This is a genomic window from Methanoregula sp., assembly GCA_041645435.1.
Taxonomy (GTDB): domain Archaea; phylum Halobacteriota; class Methanomicrobia; order Methanomicrobiales; family Methanospirillaceae; genus Methanoregula.
Window position 1 is genome coordinate 649,477 of the sequence record JBAZQB010000001.1, and the last position, 17,144, is coordinate 666,620.

General features: G+C 52.4%; 20 protein-coding genes. 9 read left to right on the forward strand and 11 right to left on the reverse strand.

Features of this window, described 5'->3' with window-relative positions:
• Positions 1-6: 6 nt before the first annotated feature.
• From WC593_03055 to WC593_03070, 4 genes are read right to left on the reverse strand one after another with little or no spacing between them, the layout of a single operon-like run.
• Positions 7-528 carry a transcription factor gene (locus WC593_03055; protein MFA4824115.1) on the reverse strand — a complete coding sequence of 174 codons (522 nt, stop codon included), beginning with the start codon at positions 526-528 and terminating at the stop codon, positions 7-9.
• Positions 528-1,604 carry an ATP-grasp domain-containing protein gene (locus WC593_03060; GenBank protein MFA4824116.1) on the reverse strand — a complete coding sequence of 359 codons (1,077 nt, stop codon included), beginning with the start codon at positions 1,602-1,604 and terminating at the stop codon, positions 528-530. Before WC593_03060 ends, WC593_03055 begins: the two co-directional genes overlap by 1 nt.
• Positions 1,601-2,131 carry a tRNA (cytidine(56)-2'-O)-methyltransferase gene (locus tag WC593_03065; GenBank protein ID MFA4824117.1) on the reverse strand — a complete coding sequence of 177 codons (531 nt, stop codon included), beginning with the start codon at positions 2,129-2,131 and terminating at the stop codon, positions 1,601-1,603. The genes WC593_03060 and WC593_03065 overlap by 4 nt, the downstream gene beginning before the upstream one ends.
• Position 2,132: 1 nt before the next feature.
• Positions 2,133-2,405 (reverse strand): MarR family transcriptional regulator, encoded by a 273-nt coding sequence (locus WC593_03070; GenBank protein MFA4824118.1) that lies wholly within the window; start codon positions 2,403-2,405, stop codon positions 2,133-2,135.
• A 102-nt stretch (positions 2,406-2,507) separates the two neighbouring features.
• Here WC593_03070 and WC593_03075 point away from each other — a divergent pair, with 102 nt between their 5' ends.
• From WC593_03075 to WC593_03085, 3 genes are all read left to right on the forward strand, one after another.
• Positions 2,508-2,924 (forward strand): hypothetical protein, encoded by a 417-nt coding sequence (locus WC593_03075; GenBank protein MFA4824119.1) that lies wholly within the window; start codon positions 2,508-2,510, stop codon positions 2,922-2,924.
• A 1,471-nt stretch (positions 2,925-4,395) separates the two neighbouring features.
• Positions 4,396-4,695 (forward strand): hypothetical protein, encoded by a 300-nt coding sequence (locus WC593_03080; GenBank protein ID MFA4824120.1) that lies wholly within the window; start codon positions 4,396-4,398, stop codon positions 4,693-4,695.
• Positions 4,670-5,053 (forward strand): PIN domain-containing protein, encoded by a 384-nt coding sequence (locus WC593_03085; GenBank protein ID MFA4824121.1) that lies wholly within the window; start codon positions 4,670-4,672, stop codon positions 5,051-5,053. The genes WC593_03080 and WC593_03085 overlap by 26 nt, the downstream gene beginning before the upstream one ends.
• Before the next feature lie 99 nt (positions 5,054-5,152).
• On the opposite strand, the gene WC593_03090 is transcribed toward WC593_03085, so the two are convergent.
• From WC593_03090 to WC593_03100, 3 genes are read right to left on the reverse strand one after another with little or no spacing between them, the layout of a single operon-like run.
• Positions 5,153-5,863: a UPF0280 family protein gene (locus tag WC593_03090; GenBank protein ID MFA4824122.1), complete on the reverse strand. Its 711-nt coding sequence runs from the start codon at positions 5,861-5,863 to the stop codon at positions 5,153-5,155.
• Positions 5,860-6,246 (reverse strand): 4Fe-4S binding protein, encoded by a 387-nt coding sequence (locus tag WC593_03095; protein ID MFA4824123.1) that lies wholly within the window; start codon positions 6,244-6,246, stop codon positions 5,860-5,862. Before WC593_03095 ends, WC593_03090 begins: the two co-directional genes overlap by 4 nt.
• Entirely contained in the window at positions 6,243-7,751 is a 1,509-nt protein-coding gene (locus WC593_03100) for a homocysteine biosynthesis protein (GenBank protein MFA4824124.1), read from the reverse strand. The genes WC593_03095 and WC593_03100 overlap by 4 nt, the downstream gene beginning before the upstream one ends.
• 90 nt (positions 7,752-7,841) lie before the next feature.
• On the opposite strand from WC593_03100, the gene WC593_03105 reads away from it, so the two are divergent.
• Both WC593_03105 and WC593_03110 read left to right on the forward strand, forming a co-directional pair.
• Positions 7,842-8,549, forward strand: coding sequence for a Nif3-like dinuclear metal center hexameric protein (locus WC593_03105; GenBank protein ID MFA4824125.1), 708 nt, complete (start codon positions 7,842-7,844; stop codon positions 8,547-8,549).
• Positions 8,546-8,860 carry an SWIM zinc finger family protein gene (locus WC593_03110; GenBank protein MFA4824126.1) on the forward strand — a complete coding sequence of 105 codons (315 nt, stop codon included), beginning with the start codon at positions 8,546-8,548 and terminating at the stop codon, positions 8,858-8,860. Before WC593_03105 ends, WC593_03110 begins: the two co-directional genes overlap by 4 nt.
• Before the next feature lie 28 nt (positions 8,861-8,888).
• On the opposite strand, the gene WC593_03115 is transcribed toward WC593_03110, so the two are convergent.
• The gene (locus WC593_03115; protein MFA4824127.1) at positions 8,889-9,269 is read right to left on the reverse strand and encodes a tetratricopeptide repeat protein; all 381 of its coding nucleotides are present in this window, start codon (positions 9,267-9,269) and stop codon (positions 8,889-8,891) included.
• Between the two features lie 302 nt (positions 9,270-9,571).
• On the opposite strand from WC593_03115, the gene alaS reads away from it, so the two are divergent.
• Positions 9,572-12,313: an alanine--tRNA ligase gene (alaS, locus tag WC593_03120; protein MFA4824128.1), complete on the forward strand. Its 2,742-nt coding sequence runs from the start codon at positions 9,572-9,574 to the stop codon at positions 12,311-12,313.
• A 15-nt stretch (positions 12,314-12,328) separates the two neighbouring features.
• Positions 12,329-13,060, forward strand: coding sequence for a helix-turn-helix domain-containing protein (locus WC593_03125; protein ID MFA4824129.1), 732 nt, complete (start codon positions 12,329-12,331; stop codon positions 13,058-13,060).
• Between the two features lie 449 nt (positions 13,061-13,509).
• Here WC593_03125 and WC593_03130 read toward each other — a convergent pair whose 3' ends face one another.
• The 3 genes from WC593_03130 to WC593_03140 form a co-directional block, all read right to left on the reverse strand.
• Positions 13,510-14,340 carry a hypothetical protein gene (locus WC593_03130; GenBank protein MFA4824130.1) on the reverse strand — a complete coding sequence of 277 codons (831 nt, stop codon included), beginning with the start codon at positions 14,338-14,340 and terminating at the stop codon, positions 13,510-13,512.
• Positions 14,341-14,426: 86 nt separating this feature from the next.
• Positions 14,427-15,032, reverse strand: a complete 606-nt coding sequence (gene hisH / locus WC593_03135; protein MFA4824131.1) for an imidazole glycerol phosphate synthase subunit HisH — start codon at positions 15,030-15,032, stop codon at positions 14,427-14,429.
• On the reverse strand, positions 15,010-16,422 hold the full coding sequence (locus tag WC593_03140; GenBank protein MFA4824132.1) for a phosphoadenosine phosphosulfate reductase family protein: 1,413 nt from the start codon (positions 16,420-16,422) through the stop codon (positions 15,010-15,012). The genes hisH and WC593_03140 overlap by 23 nt, the downstream gene beginning before the upstream one ends.
• An 86-nt stretch (positions 16,423-16,508) precedes the next feature.
• On the opposite strand from WC593_03140, the gene WC593_03145 reads away from it, so the two are divergent.
• Both WC593_03145 and WC593_03150 read left to right on the forward strand, forming a co-directional pair.
• Positions 16,509-16,766: a monovalent cation/H+ antiporter complex subunit F gene (locus WC593_03145; GenBank protein MFA4824133.1), complete on the forward strand. Its 258-nt coding sequence runs from the start codon at positions 16,509-16,511 to the stop codon at positions 16,764-16,766.
• Positions 16,763-17,119, forward strand: coding sequence for a hypothetical protein (locus tag WC593_03150; GenBank protein MFA4824134.1), 357 nt, complete (start codon positions 16,763-16,765; stop codon positions 17,117-17,119). The genes WC593_03145 and WC593_03150 overlap by 4 nt, the downstream gene beginning before the upstream one ends.
• Positions 17,120-17,144: the final 25 nt, after the last annotated feature.

A 17,144-nucleotide genomic window follows, 5' to 3' on the forward strand; every position in this document is an offset into this window, starting at 1 on the left:
GTCTGATCAGGCATGGCCGAGCGACTTTTTGATTGAGTCGATGCGATGCTTGAGCGATTTTAAGAGCATCTCATTGTCAAAATGTCCCATCGGCTGATCACATGCAGGGCATTTGAAATCACTGTTCATCGCAAGGGGAAAGGTAAATATGAGGTGGCAATCCTTGCAGATGAAAAAGTCGTTCTCTTCTTCGTACTTCTCGCGGCGCGAGAGTTTTTCCAGCACGAGTCCCATATCCTCGCGGATAGCATCAAAGATATGATCGGGGCGCAGCTGCCAGAGGTAAGTAAGCCAGCCGGTCTCATTATTCTTGATACGGTGATATTCGGCCAGACGCTTTTCATACAGGGTGTAGAGCGTGTGCCGCACGGTATTTAAGTTGATACCCGTACTTGCAGCAAGATCTTCATCGCTGTGTTCGCCTTCTTTGGGGAAGCGTTCAAGAAGATTGAGCCCTTCATCGCCAACCAGCCTATGAAGATATGCCCGTACTGCCGGATCACCAAGCACGTCGTTTGCAGGAACCATCACCGTATGTATTGTTTAACGGTGCTAATATGTTTATCCAGCAAGGCACATGCTGTATCACGAGTCTCTCCCCAGCCATATACACTCACAATCGCCTGTCCTGCTTCGAATGTTGCACCCGGGTGAGGGATATCTGCAATATACGATCGCAGGTGTTTGAGATCGGCTTTTACGGTACAATTCCTGTCAGCAAACAGGATGCTGCGTACGGCAACCTGTTTTATTGAAGGAGAAACAGGTGGAAGGAAACCCGCGCATGCAGCGACATGGTACTGGAAAAGATTGCACCCATGCGCCCGCTCCACTGTATCTACGGTCCCCTGGAAACGGGGATTTATCTCAATTGCATGCAGCCCCTCAGCGCCGATTACAAAATCAATGCCTATGGTGCCGATGCAGCCACTCGCGGCTGCAACCTGTTCGGCCATCTCCATCATCTGCCCGGAAAGCGGGTGATCGAACGGTGTAACGGACCCGCAGAAACCAAACGAGGATTCGCCATTGCCACGGAGGATCTGTTCATTTGATGCGATTGCCCGTGCCCGTGTGCCGTCCGTAACGCAGCACACGCTTGCCGGAATCCCGGTAATCATTTCCTGCCGGATATATTCTGCATCCGGGTAGAGGAGTTCCCAGGCTTTTTGTTCAGCAGCAGTGGTGACAACTGCATTGCGCCATCCTCCGGCACCACGCCGGGGTTTGACCATGGCAGGATATTCATCGTCATTGAGAAGCCGGGGAACCGGTATGTTATTCAATTCGAAGAAATGCTGGATATCCAGTTTATCCATGAAACGTGCCACATGTTCCCTGGGAGTGCCGCAGAGTGGAATCGAACTGGGAAGTTCCTCAGCGCCGGACGTGACCACAAGCAGATCAAACGAATGTCGGTGACTCATCTGATCCATCGCATCAGGGAGATCAGCAAGATCTTCGAATCGTATCCGGTCTTTTGTGTACCAGGAAAGGTCCTGATCGCAGAAATGATCCACAGCGCAGACTTCATAGCCTGCATGGAATGCGGATTGCGCTACATGGCGTGTTGCAAAACCTGCGACCAGTACCCTGCCTTTCACCGTTCCACCGTCTGTTTCCCCACGCGCGTCGGGATAATCTGGATCTGTGCGCCGGGAAATTCGCAGGCAAACTCTTTTCCTAAGAAGAGGTTATCGAGAAAGAGTGCCAGGCTCGAAATCTCAGAATGGGGCTGGCCGGTAACGGCTACATTGTAATCCGCAAGGCCGTAGATATCTCCAGGTACTTTTTCGGCACCTACGATGACGAGGATCTTGTTGTGAGGCCTGATTTCTCCGATCACATCGGGCAGGTTGAGGCCGTACATGGTGAGGTGAACAACGACACCACCCTGCGCCTTCCATTCCTTGATACAGGTGCGCCACTTCACATTATCCTGGCAGAAGAACTCACCGCCCCAGCGTTCAACCACATCGCCGATACTCTCCACCACACCCTTGTCGGCAGCGGCAAGATACATGCCTTTTGCACCCAGCGCCCGTGCTGTAAGGCCTACATGCGTAGTCACCCGCTGGTCGCGTTCGGGGCGGTGGCCGATGCGGAGGATGGCAACTTCGTGTTCAGTCATGTTATCGTTTCTTCTCCTTTATCACGCCGTTTTCCAGAACAAACGGGAGATCATCAGAATACTTTACCTGGGTTTTTATGAGGGATTCACCGAAGCTGAGCGCCCGTACCGAATATTCAGTCCGCTCGATCAGGAATGCCCGCTGGAGGCGGACCAGTGAGGACTCGATAGTTGTTGCATCAAGTCCGCTTGCGGCAGCCAGATTTCCTGTCATAACCGAAGGTTCCCGGGCAATGATATGGTAGATTATCCAGTCGATATCCTCATCTTTCACCTTTACTCATTCCCCATAATGGAGAATAAGCATTGTGTCAGATCTCTTATTGCAGGGTCACCGGTACGGGATATTTTATGCGTCCGCATCCAATAACTGCTCATGAGTGAGAAAGAGGCAGGCATCCCGTTTTCCCAGCTCGTTGCTATTGCGGATCGCCTGCTGGAAGATGCTGATGATGATATGGCACTGCTTGCCCGGGGCATAGATGCGCTCGATCAACTTGTGCGGGACGAACTTTTAGTATCAGATCAGCTGAATGCGTACCAGGTTTTTTATTATTTTTTCCGCATTGAACCGGATATGCTGGTACAGGAACGACTCGACCTTGAACCGGCATCTGCCCTTCGCGGGGGTCTTATGGTCGAAGAAACAGATCTCCTGGAAATGTTTTTTGGCATCCGGGAAGGAAAACCCATCATCGTTATCAGCGATGGCGATAAGGTAGTGGCCACGTTCTCCGGTAAATCCGCGTACGGGCAGGGCAAGACATTTCTGGAGAGCCCGGAATACCGGTGACCGGAGCCGGACGGATTTCTGGTTATCTGCCGTGTTTTCCGGAATAATTTTTTTGTATAATGGCGGGTATCTTTTTACCCGTACGGGTCCCGTTGAATGAAGGGGAATTTATAACCGGCATATTAAAAATATTTGATATAGTGCGATGGTTCCCCCGCTGTTTATCTTGAATGTCTATAATCTGAACCCGGAAAAGTGCGCTGACAGGCTCTTTTGGGTTGTGACCTAATCTACAACTGAACATGATGAGACAAAAATTCTCCCCAAGTCCATGGATGATCCGCAATTTTATCGATCATTGCCGGGGTCTTCTGATCTCATTTCAAGTCGATGAAATTATTCATAAACTGAAACATATTCAACGTATTGATACACGAGGAGGCTGATTTGGAAAATGATGCAGTCATGAGCGGTTTTTAAAAAATCATTTTTTTTGGGATCAAGAAAAAGTGTCGAATTGGCAGTCACACCCTTCGCGGGTGTGCGGATTGAAATCGGGAAATCTCGGTCACTCATCCATAATTTCTCCCTTGTCAGAAATATGGTTTCAGGGTGCCCATCCCCTGAGCTCAAATAAGCCCGTTTCAGGCTCCGTTTACACAATTCCTGTACCGGAAAACCCCGAAAAACCCTCCGTTTCGGCCTCTGTGGAAAATCCGCGCATTTCACGCCCTGTTTGCCAAAATAATGGCGGAAACGCCCTCTCTCAAAGCCTGCCAAGGGCCTTAAAATCGAGGCAATTTTCGCTATGTAGTTTACTCCATCCGGCACCCGAAAAGGCTGCCGGGATGCGAATGGGAGACTCTTTTTTTCCGGGGGGATTTTTTAAAAATCGTGTGCGTAAAAAATTGATCTCCCTCTTCATGACTCCTTTACCGCTGGTATGTACATTTCAAGGGATTGGATCATGAGCTCAAATAAGCCCATTCCAGGCTCCGTTTACAAAATTCCTGTACCGGAAAACCCCGATAAACCCTCCGTTTTGGTTCCTGTAGAAAATCCGCTCGTTTCGCGCCCTGTTTGCCAAAATAAAGGCGGAAACGCCCTCTCTCAAAGCCCGCCAAGGGCCTTAAAATCGAGGCATTTTCGCTATGTAGTTTACTCCATCCGGCACCCGAAAAGGCTGCCGGGATGCGAATGTGAAGGTCATTTTTTCCGGGGATGGATCCGGGTTTTTGGTTAGGGCGAGGGAAGAATGGGTTTTGCCGACGTATGGTGTTGTGCGGGTCACACTTTCGCAGGTGTGTGGATTGAGACCGGGCTTGCTTCGCACTTGAGGATCGATTTTCTTTGCTTCGAGCGAATCATCCAAGAGAACAAGGATTGAAACTCAAAATTCTCATGATTGGCCGGGAATAGTATTGGCTTCGATCTTTTTATCCTCAATAACAAAATAAAACTCCCGCACAAATCCCATCAGCAAATCATCCAAAGAAAAATATTTTAAACTACAAACTATAGTATACAGATTATGCCAAAGGCAACTGCCAGGATTCAGGCTCCGGACAGCCCGCGTCAACGGGCATCCATCAAACCGGTTCATTCCCGGAAGGAGAAGGCAAAAAATCCCAAGAGCACCATCCAGATCAGTCAGCTGACAAAAATGACCCTTGATCAGGTCAAGGAAATGGAGCACCTTGACACCTATGATGATGCCATCAGTTTCCTCTTTAAGGAGCGGAGGAAGAACCTGCCCTCATCAGCCGGGCGTTTCCCCAGCGGCGGCACCTTTGAACGAGAGGAGGATGATCCCTATCGCATACCTTCTTGATACCTGGGCATGGATCGATTACTGGAACCATCCGGAATCGCCGGCTAAATATTACATTGAATCGGGAAACGATCTTATTATTTCAACCATCACCATTGCTGAAGTGTCACAGCGGTATGCATCCCAGGGAAAGACTATGGTTGAGGATCGGATTTGTGAGATGCTGAATTATTGCACCCTGATTCCCATCAGCCGGGAGATCGCAACAATGGCAGGAATGTTGCGCCATAAAGAGATCCACGGAGGAATTGCGGATGCGATTATCCTTGCGACCGCAAAACAGGGCAGCCATACTATTGTGACCGGGGATAAGCATTTCAGGGATTTACCTGATGTCGTTTTCCTGGAAGCCGGATAACCTTTTTTCACGACTGCCGTGTAATCGATCACAGTGCCGGGGAGAGAAACACTCCGGGCCCGGTGCATTCCCGGCATAATAGCCGTTTAAAATCGTCTCTCACCGGTCCCCCGCACTGATCAACCGTTCATCCACATCCGCACTCACAATGGGGGGCAACACTCCCCAGGTGACATGCTGATCCCCCATGATTGCAAATATCCCGCGTACATCATTTGGGTTACATTGGTCAAGCACCGACTGATTGTCCGGACGGATCTGGTTGCAGACCGCAGTGGCCCACGCATCTGCAAGGGCAACATTACGGGAGAAGACCGTGACCGCATCGGCCACGCCAAAGGAGATCGAAGGTCCGACTGTTGCAGAGGAGGTGCAGATGCCGAGAACCGAATCCTGCGGAGGCACAACAAAGGCGATCCGGTTGGAGAGCGCAGCGGTTCCCGCATGTACTCCTACCCGTACCGGCCGGTCGCAGATGAGCGCGATGTCGCCCCCGTTGTCGATTACACCGAATACCGCACCGGCTTCCTGCATCGCTTCAATACCCGCCCACGCAATCGCGCCGGCAACTGCCGCCATCGGCCCGACACCGGCTGTCCGGGTTGCATCTGCCATACGGATGATAATCAGCTCATCCGAGTCTGGCGTGTAGGGATCGAAGGTGGTGGAGAAAAAAGGATCGCGGGCAATATACGCTTCCAGCACCTGTCGCGCTGCAAGCATCCCGGTTTTTGCAGCCCCGATATGTTCCGGTTCATCCGCAAGGATTATCGCGAACGTCTGCCGGTACGAGAACCGTTCGCGGATCATACCGGCAGGGTAAGGGCATGGGACGGGCAGGCATCGACACACTTGCCGCAGAGCACGCACCGTTTCTCATCAAGGCTGAGCTTCCAGTCAGGATCGAACGAGAAGACTTCGCGGGGACAGATACTGATACATGCTCCGCAGTCAACGCATTCGCTCTCGTTCAGGTTCACACCGTTTTCGAGAAGGTGTACGGTTGCGCCCATGCTGGTCATCGAATCGCGCACGAGCTGACACTGGTCATCCGGTACATCGATGAGTGCCTCTCCTTCCGAGGAGTCGATAACAGCACGTTCTACATTGATGAGCACACCGGTATCCCGGACAACCTGCGCAATGATCGGCTTCCGACCTTTTCCGCGTGAGAAATTCACCAGCAGTTTCATTTCAGCCACCTCCCGCCAAACAGTTTCCCGAGATTCATCGCGGTCAGGATACCCAGCACATGGTTCTCTGCATCAACAACCGGTAGCGCGCTAATGTTATGCTTCTCGAGTTTCTGCACTGCGATATCAACAGCTTCGTCAGGTTTTGCCGTGATCACTTTGGTCTTCATGATATCCTTGACGAGATGTGCCTTTCCGGGATTTGCCACTGCTTTGGAGATATCAAAGGTGGTAACAATGCCAACCAGTATGCCGGCTGCATTGATCACCGGGAGATGGTTGGTCTCGCCCTTGAGCAGTTTTTTTGCAGCAGTCTTGATCTCTTCATCTTCATGGATACTAACGACCTGCCGGTCCATGATGTCAAGGACGCGGGGGCCCAGCGTGCTCTGGTGCATTGGTCTTGATACTTTTTTGGCATCAATCGGGCGCGTGGGAAGAGCCAGCTGCATTTTTCCCTGTTCAACCCATCCTTTCAGTTCCGCAGCCACCTTCCGTGCCCGGCGGAAACTGGACAGGGACGATGTTTTTACCTCTTCTCCATTCAGGTCAATCGAACCACTGCGCAATTCTGCATAGCTGACTTTCCGGAGTACAGGCCGGCTCCGGCTCGGAACTGCATAATCCAGGATGTCAACGCTGATATCCTCATCACGCACGGCAGTTGCCCGCACGACATCAATATCGAGTACCGGCAGGGGTATACCGAGACCCACATACAGCGTAACCCCGTAACCGGTCATGGTCGCTGCCCGCATATAGTCCGGAGACATCTGCTTTAAATCACCGGTAACCATCAGCGTTCCAAACCCTCCCGCCGGTGAATGCTGGGTACCCTCGCCAACTACCATACCCTGTGCACCGCATAAAAAGATCGGGACACCACTGCCGATCAGCCGGCAGTGCGGATCATTCGAGAGCGGGTTGAGCAGGCCCGCACCCGAGAAATTGACATTGCCGCAACCGGGCAGCAGCGTTCCCATGTAGGTGTGAAGGGTACGATCCGTGGTATTGGTGGCAGCATTGTAGCGCTGGTAGGCATTGCGCGGGTTGCACATGATTGCCTGGTTTACATTTTCCAGCAGCAGCTCGGTGGTAATCGTGCGGCGCGGGTAACAGTCCGTGCCGCGGGAACTTGCACGGAGTTCTACGGATTTTCCTGCCACAAGATCCTCGAGCACATGCGCACCGCCATACTCATCTTCGCGGGTATCGGACTGCTGCGTTGCACCAATATACGTGTCAACTGCCGCCAGTCCCCCGTAGGCTTCAACATTATTCAGCCAGATCCGCTCCATGCGGATAGGCGGTTCCGCATGCCCGAAATTAAAAAACGCACCGGATGAACACATGGCACCAAAGGTGCCGGTAGTGACCACATCCACTTCTTTTAAAGCTCCCTGTTCACCGAGTTCGGCAACGATCGCAGGCATCTCTTCTGCGGTAACCACCCGCGCACTGCCGTCTCGGATCCGCTCATTGATCTGGCTGATCGACTTGTGCATATCCAGAAATACGCTTTAATGCATATTTAATACAATCGTTATTACCATTAGTAATATATGATTTTTAACCCCCGGCGCCCAATCACCAGTATGCATGTGCGTGCCTTCATTGACGAGATGGAACAACTGGCCCCACCCAATCTCGCCGAGGAGTTCGATTGCGGGAGGATCGGCCTGATTGTCGAAGGCCGGCCGGATATCAATACTATCTGCTGTGCGTTAGACGCGACAGATGCGGTGGTCAGCAGGGCGGTTGAAGCAGGAGCGGATATGCTTGTCGTTCATCACACGCCATTATGGACACCGGTGACCGCACTGACCGGGCCAACCGCATCGCTGATGCGCCAGCTGCTCGCGGCAGATATGAATCTCTATGTCATGCATACCAATTTCGATCACGCACCGGAAGGGGTGAACGATGCGCTGGCTGAACTCCTGTCAGTAAAAGATCTGGTCTCGCTCTCACCGGGTATCATTGGCACCTGTACAATCCCGATAGATGAACTGGCCCGGCGCCTGGGAGGAAATATCCGGATCTGGGGAGAACTCTCATCCCTGTCCCGCCTCGCAATGGTTGCCGGCAGCGGATTTGATCCCGCATTCCTTACCGCAGCAAAAGAAGCGGGGGCCGATGCTTTCCTTTCTGCGGAGCTGAAACACTCTGTTGCCCGTTCCTCACCCCTGCCCTGCATTGAAGCAACCCATTACGCGCTGGAAGCCCCGGCCATGCGCCGCCTTGCTGCCCGGAAAGGCTGGCAGTACATCGATGATCCCCCCCGGCTTCATTCCATCCCATGAACGATCTCTGGGAACGGATGAAGGAAAAGCACGCGCTGGATGCAACCCTGCGTGCAGAGATTGAAGCGGCCTTTGGAGCCCGGGGCAAAAAAGCTCTTGCAGCCATCGATGCCGGCAAGATCAAGCAGTACCGGGATTTTTTTGTTGTTGAAGGAAGGACCGCGGAGTATGTCGTGGACGAGGATTTCTGCACCTGCCGGGATTTCCTGTACCGGGGCAGGACCTGCTGGCACCTGCTCGCGGTGCAGATCGCACTCACGACCGGCCAGTTCACTCCTGTCGATTCCTGGTACGTTGATCAACTCAGCTGACGGCAGAGAAAAATACCCTCATCATCATTCATCGGCACGGGGAATTATCCCGCTCCTGAAGCGCCATTTCCCGGTCCTTTTTTGCACTGGGATATGCAGGATTGATTGCCAGCGCTTTGTCAAAAGAGGTTACCGCATCGGTAAACCGTCCGAGTTTACGCAATGTCGTGCCCCGGTTATACCATGCCACGTCATAGTCCGGCCGGATGGCAAGCGCTTTATCATATGAGGTGAGGGCATCTGAGTACCGGCAGAGTTCATTCAGCAGGGATCCCCGGAGAACCCAGACCATGTCGTTTTCGGGTTCAAGGACAAGCGCCTTATCAAACAAGGCAATCGCTTTCTCAAGATCTCCGAGTTTGGCAAAATCTGCACCTTTATCGAAATGTTTCTCAGCACGAGCCTCCATACAAAAGACTGAGCGGTGTATGACATTAGTGTTGCGGTCATCTCAGGCACACTCCTCATGGACAGGTTTTTTTGCGATGAGCAAAACTAGAGACACACCCCTCCCCTCATCGGAAATCCTTTTGCCTTTACGGTCAGAATCATAGATGGATATCAGCAAAGCCATTACACCGGACCGATAACTCGATCCTGCCCGGATCCTAAAATTACTGCTCAAGGAATGATACTTTCCGTGCCGTATGAGGTAATTGGTTTGCTATTTCACAGGAATTTCATGATCTCTGCTCCATGGATGTGCAATTAATGCTCGAAGAGGAATACCAGCTGGATTATTTTAAAGAACAGGGAATGGTCCGCAAGATCTGCAAGGCTTGCGGGTCTGCATTCTGGACACGTGACCATGCGCGTGAGATCTGTGGTGATGCACCCTGCGAACCGTACAATTTTATTGGCGAACCGGTCTTCAAAACGCACAATCTCGATACCATGCGGGAGGCTTATCTTTCATTTTTTGAGAAACAGGGGCACACCCGGATCGAGCGCTACCCGGTAGCAGCACGGTGGAGAGATGATATTTACTTAACCATCGCATCGATCGCGGATTTCCAGCCTTTTGTCACCAGCGGGATCGTCCCCCCGCCGGCAAACCCGCTCACGATCTCCCAACCCTGCATCCGGCTCAATGATCTCGACTCGGTCGGCAGATCAGGACGACACCTGACCACCTTTGAGATGATGGCACACCACGCCTTCAACACGCCGTCAGAAGAGATTTACTGGAAGGACCGGACGGTTGAGCTCTGCGACCAGTTCATCGCATCCATTGGTGGCGATCTGAATAAAGTGACATTCAAAGAGAGCCCGTGGATTGGCGGCGGGAATGCCGGCCCCAGTGTCGAGGTGCTGATCGGCGGTCTTGAGATTGCCACGCTCGTGTTTATGAGCCTCGGGCGCCAGAAGACTGCTGAAAAGGGGTACGATCTCAAGGGCGAGATGTACTACCCGATGAAGTTGCGGATTGTCGATACCGGCTATGGGCTGGAACGACTGGTCTGGGCTTCAAAGGGGTCGCCTACGATCTACGATGCGGTATTTCCGGAGATGGTGAGCCGGGTCATGGGTGCAGCCGGTCTCTCCCACATGCTTGACAACAAGGATTACACCAAGCTCCTCTCGCTCAATGCAAAATTCGCCGGTCTCATGGATATCTCCGGCACCAACCTCTTCCAGCTCCGGAAGAAAGTGGCAGCAGCCATCGATATCTCGCCGGAAAAACTTGACCGGATGATCACCCCTATCGAGAAGGTGTACGCAACGGTGGATCACACCCGGTGCCTTGCTTATATGCTCGGTGACTGTATCGTACCGTCCAATGTGCGGGAAGGGTATCTTGCACGGCTCGTTATCCGCCGTACCCTGAGGATGATGACCGATCTCAAGATCGAAGAACCACTGGCAGATCTGATCGAACAGCAGACCCGCATCATCGGCATGAAAAAGTTCGAGCAGGATATCGGCGTTGTCCGGGAAATTGCCGAACGCGAGACCGAGAAATATGCGTCAACGCTCGAGCGCGGAACCCGGATTGTCCAGAAGATTGCAAAGACATACAGGGCCAAGAGTCAGCGTGTGCCTTTAAGCGAGATTATCACCCTGTACGACTCGCATGGCATCCAGCCGGAGATGATCAAGGATATTGCCACCAAAGAAGGCGCAGTCGTCGACCTGCCCGACAATTTCTACTCCATGGTTGCCGACATGCATTCCGAATCGAAAAAGGAAGCAGAAGTTGATACGACGGCAAAGTATGATGAACGGGTACTTGGACTCCCCCCGACAAAAAAACTATACTATGAGCAGCCGTCTGATGTCGAATTCGAAGCGGTTGTACTGGATTTCTTTGACGGGTATGCAGTCACCGACCAGACGCTCTTTTACCCGTTTGGTGGCGGTCAGCCCGCAGACACCGGCACCATGGTCAGCTCCGACAGCATGGTCAGGGTTGACGATGTGATAAAAGTCGGTGAAGTGATCCTCCACCACATCAGCGGCGGTATCCTGCAGCGCGGCGACCGGGTCAAGGGAATGGTGGATGAAGAGCGGCGCTGGTCACTGATGCGCCATCACACGGCCACCCATATCGTACTCCATGCCGCAAAGGAAGTGCTCGGTGCGCATATTCACCAGGCCGGAGCCCAGAAAGGCAGCGAAAGTTCCCGCATGGATCTCCGGCATTTCAAGCACATCACGCCGGATGAGCTCCGCAGGATAGAGACTTCGGCAAACCGCATGATCATGGCAAGCCAGCCGGTCGAGATCACGACAGAAGACCGGACCAAAGCCGAACAGAAATACGGGTTCTCCCTGTACCAGGGCGGCGTCCCGCCCGGCAGGGATATCCGGATCGTCAAAGTTGCCGGTGATATCGAAGCTTGTGCCGGCACCCACTGCCGGACCACCGGCGAAGTCGGGGTCATCAAGATCATCCGGGTGGAACATATCCAGGACGGTATCGAACGGATCGAGTTTACCGCAGGTGTTGCTGCAATCTACTATATGCAGCATCTCGAACAGATCGTCACTTCTTCAGCTGAAGTCCTGTCCGTCCAGCCGGATAACCTGCCGGCAACCGTGAACCGGTTCTTTTCGGAATGGAAAGACCAGAAAAAAGAGATCGAACGCATGAGCTCAAAAGTGGTTGAGCTGGAGATGCAGTCCCTCGTTGCCGAATCGATGGGAGGTATTCCTGTCGTGATCAAGCGCATCGATCTCCCCCAGAAGGAACTTGCACAACTGGCTACCTCCGTATCAGAAAAAGGCGGTGTAGCCCTTCTTGCAGGTTTGGGGGAATCGGTAAGAGTTGTTCTCGCATCCGGAGAACCCCGGGTAAATGCCGGAGATATTATCGGTCAGGTGTGCAGCCTGCTCGGCGGAAAAGGCGGGGGCAAACCTACGATGGCACAGGGTGGCGGTCCTGATGCAAACCAGATTGACCTTGCCCTGAAAGTCGGGCGTGAACGGATTATTGCCGCCCTGCAGGGCTGACCGTAACGAATAATCATGGCAGAGGAGGTTGTAGTTTTAGAACCGGGCGATGAACGGGCACAGAAGATAGCCAAAGCCATGGGCAGCCAGACGGCAAGCGATATCCTCCAGCTCCTCTGTGACGGCCAGAAGAGCCTGACGGATATTACCGAACGGCTCGCCATTCCCATGACCACGGCAAAATATCATGTGGAAAACCTGCTCGATGCGGGACTTCTGTCAGTTTCAGAAACAAAATACAGTGTCAAAGGGCGGGAGGTGAAACTCTATTCGCTCACTAACCAGCTCCTCATTGTTGCACCCCGGCAGTCCAATGTGCGTTCACTGCTGCTGAAATATGCCTCCTTGTTCGGCATTGTTGCCTTCGGCTCGGTTGTTATCGCAATCATGTCTTCCCTCTTTGGATCGGAGAGCATGATGCGCAGCAGCCTGAATGCAGTTCCCCGCATGGCTGTGCAGGAGTCCGGGAGTGCATATGCCATGAAAACAGCGGCTGACGGGTACACAGTAAATGCCACGACAACTCCCGACGTCTGGATGGCCGGGGCAAAAGGAATTTCTGAAACGGGTGCTGCAAATTTCACACCAGTCCCGGAAGCAATAACTTCGTTTTCTCAAATCCCTCCCGGGACTGCAACCTCCGCGTTTCCCCTTATACCGGATACCGCACTGGCATTCTTTCTTGGCGGGGTGATGGTTATTTTTGTCTTGCTCTGTTACGAGGCATATCTCTGGAAACGACGTTAAAGCAGACACGGTTTTTTTATGTTTTTGGATTCTGTTAATTCCTCTCTTTCCCGTTGCTTGTCTATTCTCTGCGGCTGATATGAGGATGACACCCACTCTCCCCCATATACGATAAACTCCGCCGACCTCAAAGGGCGCCCCGCGGCGGTTCAATGACAAAAATACTAAAACCTCATTGCGCCCCGCCGTGACTCGGAAGTATTCATGGCCGTCAGGCCACAGGAACCCATGGATACAAGATATCCATAGCAGGCCCTGAGGCGGGGAAGAATCATAAAAACGATTTTCATGGTTTGGGTGTGAACTGAATCGTTTATGCCCGTTTCAACAGAGCCCGTTTTTCTATTTTTTTTTATTTTCAAGAAACAATCCTTAAAAAAAGGTTGACCTGCGGATCCTGATTAAGCACATCAGGTAACACCAAAAGGATGCAAAAAAAGAGATTATTTTCAGCGTCGTTTCGTGACAGACATGGCAACAAGTCCGGCAGCTGCGATACCAACGAACGCTGTTACCGGTGACAGCGGAGATTGTGTGGCAGTTGGCCAGGGTGTTGGTGCTGTGGTCGGGGCTTTTGTTGTTTTAACCACCGCACTGGTTGTAGATACCGGCGTGATTGACTGGGTTACCGGGGCTGCAACGTGGAACGTGATCGTTCCGATATATCCTTTCGTGTCGGTGAACGCGACATCATAATCTCCGGGGCCGGTCACTCCCACGAGTTTGGTAAAGACACCGGCACCGGATCGCAGATCCTCTTTTGTACCAATCCAGGAGTCAAAAAGTACCCCCCCATCAGGTCCCCGCACCTCAACTTTCACTCCTCCATCCCCCAGTTTGGTGACTGACCCTTCGATACGAAGCGCATCTTCGGGACTCTGGGTTATTGGTGAAGTGATGGTGACATCCCCGGACCGGTCGATAAGTTTTACCAGCTGCATGGTCTGGGAATCAGAGCGAAGCCGTGGTTCATCTGCTCCCTGATACTGGACCTCTACTTTATAATTGCCACCGGGCAAACCCTTAGTATCCAGGAGTTTGTACTGGGTGAGCTTGTTGTCCTGAATCGTTAAAGACTGGCGACTCACTTCGGTTGCGGTGTATTGTGTCTGGTAAAACACGATATCGAACGTGGTTCCCGGGGGGAAATCGCTGTCAATGGAACATTTCAGCGGGAGACCCACCTGAACGCTTTCTGCGCAGCTGACGTAAAGCCCATAGGCAGATACCGTCCCGGTAATACACATCAGGAATAATGCGATGAGTATGATCCTTTTCATGTCTAGAACATCGAATGGCCGAAAATAAAATGGTATCTTTTGGAATCTGTACCAGTATGAAAGGCTGGCTGAAAAAAGGGAAGAGATCAACACATGCCGATAAAATTGCTCAGCAGACGCAATCCGATTGCACCGCTCTTTTCCGGATGGAACTGGACCCCGAATGTGGTATCCTTTCCAACGGAAGATGCAAAGGGGCAGATATAGTGTGTTGACGTGAGCGTGTTATCCGGTGTGGTATCGGCATAATACGAGTGTACGAAGTATACGTACTCGTCACTGCCGAATCCGGCAAACAGCGGGTGATCGGTATTGGTGATGGTTAACGAGTTCCATCCCATATGAGGCACTTTCTGACCGTGAACCCGGGGGAACCGGCGCACGTTTCCCGGGATAAGTCCCAATCCTTTATGGATTCCATGCTCCTCACTCGTTTCCATGAGCATCTGCATGCCGAGGCAGATCCCCAGCAGGGGAACTTCACGGGTCGAATCGATGACGGTATCTTTTAAAAAACCCAGTTGTTCCATCCCTTCATGGAATGCACCGACACCCGGCAGCACAAGACCGTCTGCAGATGCGATCTCGTCAGCATCGCAGGTGATAACTGCCTGTGCCCCGGCTTTTTCCAGTCCGCGGATTACACTGCGGAGGTTTCCCAGGCCATAATCAATAATGGCTATCTTCGTCATCGGCACATCCCTCAACCAGTCTCCATTTCCCTTCCGTGATCCACTCCGCGGGCAATCCTCGGGCTTCCTGATACTGTTCGAGTTTCGCTAACCAGCCTTTCCAGAGTTCAGGATATTCCGTTTCAATCATGTGGATTAAAGCCATATCGCTCGAAGGGCACATGAAACATCCGATCCTGTCGAGACGCTGTTCATACAGCACATTGTGCGGTGCCTTCTCCTGCATCAGGTACAGCCAGACGTGCAATGCGGTCCAGTTGTGTATCGGGGCAGCGGAGAGCTGTGCCCGAACATTCTTGTTTCGCCAGACACGCTCACTCTGTGCCCGCGAAGCAGATTCATAGCGTCGCTGGCCGATGAACGAGAGGCACTGGCCCCAGGTATCCTTAATCAGGTTCCCCACGGGTGTCAGCTTGCAGACCTTGCAGCACCACCGGGCATTGACTGCCGGGGGGCCCTGCCGCTCGAACGTCTCCCAGAATGTTGTTGATCCATCGGTGCGGATGACCTCAAGCCCATAGTGCCGGGCAGCAGTATCAATATTGGCATAGGTTTCGGGGAACTCAAGGCCGGTATCGGCAAAGAGCATCGGGACTTTTCCAATTGCTTTCGTTACAACCAGCAGTGTTGCAAGGCTGTCTTTTCCCCCGGAGTACGAAACGTTTGCCACCAGATCCATATTGCGCCCGGCAACTTCCTGGACAAACAGGATTGATGATGCTTCTGTCTTCCTGAGAACATCGGCATTCGCCTGGACGGCATCCGCCCAGTCTGCCGCACCCGGCACAATCGTTGATGCAATATTCCTGCGTGTCCTGACAATCTGGCCCTTCGTTAATTCACGCGCGGCAGCTGCGTCCACTTTAGCGCGTCCGACACCAATGCAGGTGCCATCCCGCGTCAGGATGAACACCTCATCACCGGCCTTGATATTCTCATCGATGGAGACCAGTCCAGGCGCAAGAACGCTCATGCCCTGGTCACGGATGAAGGGGATGGCACCGTCATCGATGACAACAAACCGCTTTTTGGGTGTGAACAGGAGGCAGGCTTCCGGGCGGGGTACCGGTTCCCAGCGCTTTTGTTCGGGAAAATACCGGATTATGCCGGCTATACCCCCGCCGACAATGATCTCTTCCATACGGTCACGATCCGGCACTTTATTGAGAAGCGCGAGATGACCGTCAGGAATGAGGGGGGCGCCGAAATGGTCCGTATAGATCTGATTGATAAGCGCGACATCTGCGGGAAATGCCGGGCGGGCATCGCCCGGGGGCGTCAGCGGAACACTTCGTGTCGCTGCCCCGCAGGCACACTTTTCAGCAAGGACCGGTGCATGGCAGTGATCGCACCAGCGTAAAAGGATCTTCCCAAGATATGACGGGGGCATCTGTCTATACATTCGTTCTGCAGAAATAAAAATGAGCGAGATGGCAGTATTGATAAATACCCCGCTTTCCCACAGTACTCCAAGAAATGATAGACACATGGTTTTTTGCTGCACTCTGTTTTGGTTTTCTTGCACTCTGTGCGGTCCTGAGGGTGATTCCCGGACCTCAGCGGAATGACCGGCTTGTTTCTTTTACTGCGTTCATTACCTTTACAGCAGCAGCCGCACTCGTCTTTAGTATCACTTCGGGAAATCTCTTCATCCTTGACGCGGCGATCGTTCTTGCACTCATTCTTTTTGCCGGAACCATTGGATGTGCGAAATTCTGCGGGAGCAGTGAATGATGAGTTCGCTGGTGATCGATATCCTCATCTGGCTGCTGCTCTTTATTGGGGTCGGCTTCGGCCTGATCGGATTGATAGGGCTCCTGCTCTTTCCGGATACCCGCAGCCGTATGTATACCTCGGTAAGGGCTTGCCTGATCAGTATCAGTGCGGTCGGACTTGCCGTGATCCTCTATGGACTTAATGCGCTGCAAACTTCCGGTGGAGATGTGTACTCAGCCCTTGTCCTGCATACAATCATACTGGTAATTGTAGTCGCGATAGGGAACTATGTTGTATCCAGTGTAATTCTTGAAAAGACCCCCTCGCTGAAGGGAAATTCATCGCAACCATCACAACAAGAAAAACCGTGATGACGGAAATATAAAATAATTTTTT

Bases quoted from the DNA above. Each gene is read 5' to 3' on its own strand.
- WC593_03055 (MFA4824115.1), bottom strand. From the start codon at position 528: ATGGTTCCTGCAAACGACGTGCTTGGTGATCCGGCAGTACGGGCATAT.
- WC593_03065 (MFA4824117.1), bottom strand. From the start codon at position 2,131: ATGACTGAACACGAAGTTGCCATCCTCCGCATCGGCCACCGCCCCGAA.
- WC593_03075 (MFA4824119.1), top strand. From the start codon at position 2,508: ATGAGTGAGAAAGAGGCAGGCATCCCGTTTTCCCAGCTCGTTGCTATT.
- WC593_03080 (MFA4824120.1), top strand. From the start codon at position 4,396: ATGCCAAAGGCAACTGCCAGGATTCAGGCTCCGGACAGCCCGCGTCAA.
- WC593_03085 (MFA4824121.1), top strand. From the start codon at position 4,670: ATGATCCCTATCGCATACCTTCTTGATACCTGGGCATGGATCGATTAC.
- WC593_03090 (MFA4824122.1), bottom strand. From the start codon at position 5,863: ATGATCCGCGAACGGTTCTCGTACCGGCAGACGTTCGCGATAATCCTT.
- WC593_03095 (MFA4824123.1), bottom strand. From the start codon at position 6,246: ATGAAACTGCTGGTGAATTTCTCACGCGGAAAAGGTCGGAAGCCGATC.
- WC593_03100 (MFA4824124.1), bottom strand. From the start codon at position 7,751: ATGCACAAGTCGATCAGCCAGATCAATGAGCGGATCCGAGACGGCAGT.
- WC593_03105 (MFA4824125.1), top strand. From the start codon at position 7,842: ATGCATGTGCGTGCCTTCATTGACGAGATGGAACAACTGGCCCCACCC.
- WC593_03110 (MFA4824126.1), top strand. From the start codon at position 8,546: ATGAACGATCTCTGGGAACGGATGAAGGAAAAGCACGCGCTGGATGCA.
- WC593_03115 (MFA4824127.1), bottom strand. From the start codon at position 9,269: ATGGAGGCTCGTGCTGAGAAACATTTCGATAAAGGTGCAGATTTTGCC.
- alaS (MFA4824128.1), top strand. From the start codon at position 9,572: ATGCTCGAAGAGGAATACCAGCTGGATTATTTTAAAGAACAGGGAATG.
- WC593_03125 (MFA4824129.1), top strand. From the start codon at position 12,329: ATGGCAGAGGAGGTTGTAGTTTTAGAACCGGGCGATGAACGGGCACAG.
- WC593_03130 (MFA4824130.1), bottom strand. From the start codon at position 14,340: ATGAAAAGGATCATACTCATCGCATTATTCCTGATGTGTATTACCGGG.
- hisH (MFA4824131.1), bottom strand. From the start codon at position 15,032: ATGACGAAGATAGCCATTATTGATTATGGCCTGGGAAACCTCCGCAGT.
- WC593_03140 (MFA4824132.1), bottom strand. From the start codon at position 16,422: ATGCCCCCGTCATATCTTGGGAAGATCCTTTTACGCTGGTGCGATCAC.
- WC593_03145 (MFA4824133.1), top strand. From the start codon at position 16,509: ATGATAGACACATGGTTTTTTGCTGCACTCTGTTTTGGTTTTCTTGCA.
- WC593_03150 (MFA4824134.1), top strand. From the start codon at position 16,763: ATGATGAGTTCGCTGGTGATCGATATCCTCATCTGGCTGCTGCTCTTT.